This window comes from Syntrophomonas sp. UBA5494, from assembly GCF_002426325.1.
This window is the reverse complement of the sequence record NZ_DIPG01000129.1, coordinates 406-2,294: the sequence shown is the minus strand read 5'-3', so window position 1 is coordinate 2,294 and position 1,889 is coordinate 406. Positions and strand designations below refer to the sequence as shown.

Genomic DNA, 1,889 nt, shown 5'->3' with positions numbered 1-1,889 from the left:
GCCTCAAGCTCTTCTTCCACTACCTGCAGTTCACATCCCAAAAGTTCACAGACCACCTCTTTGGTCAGGTCATCCCGAGTAGGTCCCAAACCTCCCGAGGCTACCACCAGGTCGGCCATTTCTAACCCGGTCTTGAAAGCAGCCGCGATAGTATCGCGGTTATCCCCAACAATGCTTTTTCCCATCACTTTGAGGCCCAATTCGGCCAATTTCCGCGCTAGAAACATGGAATTGGTGTCCACCGTAGTCCCCAGCAGCAGTTCAGTTCCGGTTGATATTATATAGGCCTTTTTCATAGCTCCGTTTCAACTCCTTCAATCCATCCCTATTATTATAAGCATTTTCTGCGGATAGGACACCAGAACTGTGGGCGGTCATCAATTTCTTTCCGGGCTTTCTGCCATGTTGAAAAATTTGCTTGCCAATTGCACTAATCATTAGTACACTAGTGTTATAGTACACTAGTGGGAGGTGAGCCGGTTGGCATTCGATCCTTCACGCCCGATATACCGCCAGATTATCAGCGGATACTTGAAAAAGATGATTCGCGGCGATTTGCGGAGGGGTGACAAGATTCCCTCACAACGGGAATACGCTGAAATAGCCAAGGTCAATCCCAATACCGTACAACGCGCCTATCGAGAGATGGAGCAGCAGGATATTGTAGAAACGGTGCGCGGTCAAGGGACTTTTGTGAAGATATCCGATCAAAGCCTGGAACAGAGCAAAACCGAAATGGCCCGCGAATACGTGCGGCACTACCTGTTGGAAATGCGCGAACTGGGCTTCGATGACCAGGAAATTATAAACCGGTTGGTCAGTGAGATTACTGCAGAGGGAGGCAAACCACGTGATTGAATTTCAACATGTTAGTAAAGCATTTGGCAAGGCCATAGCTTTAAACGATTTTTCCCATCAATTTCATCCCGGAAAAATCACCGGACTATTCGGGCCTAATGGCGCCGGCAAATCAACCACACTCAAGATGATAGCCGGCCTGAATCGCCCCGACCGCGGCCAGGTGCTGGTTGACGGCCAGCCGCCGCAGCAAGTTAAAGAAAAGGTGGCCTTTCTTCCCGAAATCGACCACCTCTACAACTGGATGACGGTTAAGCAAGCCGCTGCCTTTTTGCGCTCTTTTTATACCGACTGGGACCAGAACCGTTTTCAAGGACTGCTGGAATACCTGGATTTAAATGAAGACATGAAAGTCGCTTCCATATCCAAAGGGCAGCGGGCCAAGGTAAAATTGCTCTTGACCCTTTCCCGCAAAGCCCCTTATGTTTTGATGGATGAACCGCTTTCGGGCATCGATGTGCTTACCCGTGAGGAGATTATCAGCACTTTGATCAGGGGCTTTCGTGAGGGAGAACAGACCATCATCATATCTACCCATGAAATTGCCGAGATCGAAAATATAATCGATGAGGTAGTTTTCATTGACAACGGCCGGATCAAGCTTATAGGCAATGCTGAAGATCTTCGCCAGGAACGGGCTATGTCCCTGGTTGAAATTATGAAGGAGGCTTTCCGTCATGCAGGCTAAGCGTTTAAAAATGTTTACTGCCCTATATGCTAAAGAGATGCGGGATTTAGCTGCTGAAACCATTATCGTGGCAGGACTTGCGGTCGTAGTCAACCTTTTTTTGTTCTTTAAACTGAATCATACTCCGTATGCGCATATTCTGGTGCTGCCTAATCTGATGCTGCTGGGGCTGGCCGCTTTTCTGCCCTTTATCTCATCATTTAAGCTTATATACCGGGAATGGAAAAGCAATACCATCTATATGCTCTTATCCCTGCCGGTAAAAGGAGCATTGGTTCTGGGCGCAAAAATGGCCGCCCTGGTAACAAATTATATAGCAGGAACCCTGGCGGTCCTGGTCAGC

The 1,889-nt window shown here is 48.3% G+C and carries 3 protein-coding genes and 1 pseudogene; 3 read left to right on the top strand and 1 reads right to left on the bottom strand.

Annotated elements, in window-relative coordinates:
* Positions 1 to 296 (bottom strand): molybdopterin-binding protein (locus tag B3W37_RS14490; RefSeq protein ID WP_483176227.1); only part of this gene is annotated, 296 nt, incomplete at its 3' end.
* A gap of 184 nt (positions 297 to 480) precedes the next feature.
* Between B3W37_RS14490 and B3W37_RS14485 the strand changes: the two genes are divergently transcribed.
* The 3 genes and pseudogenes from B3W37_RS14485 to B3W37_RS14475 all read left to right on the top strand — a co-directional run.
* A complete protein-coding gene (locus B3W37_RS14485) occupies positions 481 to 858 on the top strand; it encodes a GntR family transcriptional regulator (protein WP_481038469.1) in 378 nt (125 codons plus the stop codon).
* Positions 851 to 1,546, top strand: a complete 696-nt coding sequence (locus tag B3W37_RS14480) for an ABC transporter ATP-binding protein (RefSeq protein WP_481038468.1) — start codon at positions 851 to 853, stop codon at positions 1,544 to 1,546. The genes B3W37_RS14485 and B3W37_RS14480 overlap by 8 nt, the downstream gene beginning before the upstream one ends.
* Positions 1,536 to 1,889: pseudogene (locus B3W37_RS14475) on the top strand (hypothetical protein); the annotation flags it as partial. The gene B3W37_RS14480 and the pseudogene B3W37_RS14475, both read left to right, overlap by 11 nt.